The sequence below is a fragment of the Oleiphilus sp. HI0125 genome (assembly GCF_001635355.1).
Genome location: NZ_LWGF01000454.1, coordinates 1 through 365, shown reverse-complemented (window position 1 = coordinate 365; position 365 = coordinate 1). Strand labels below are relative to the sequence as shown.

Annotated in this window: 1 pseudogene; it reads left to right on the top strand. The window is 46.0% G+C overall.

Annotated features, from left to right (window positions below):
• Positions 1-365 (top strand): annotated as a pseudogene (locus A3762_RS27200) (serine/threonine protein phosphatase); the annotation flags it as partial.

The window sequence follows — 365 nt, the reverse complement described above, 5'->3', positions numbered from 1 at the left end:
AGTCCTTCTCGTAGCTTGTCGATGGATATGTTGTATGAGTCTGCTCGCGATGGAACCTTTCTAGAAAAAATGGTCGATCGCATGACGCGAGGCACATCATTAAAGCTTCCTGATGGGGAGAGCATCGTTAGTAAGGATGGGTATATCCGCAATATGTTCCGGACTAAGTTTTGGAACGATGACCCTAAAACCTATTCAGATGTTGTATTTCAGCCTGACCCATTGCCTGATGGATTGCTGGATCGAAAACTCTCTGAGCAAGAGTTAGATCATTTGATGTATTACGGCAAAGACGAGGTGCCAGTATTTGTTGGTCACTATTGGATGTCGGGAGCCCCCGCTCCTATCACGCCAAATGTTGCTTG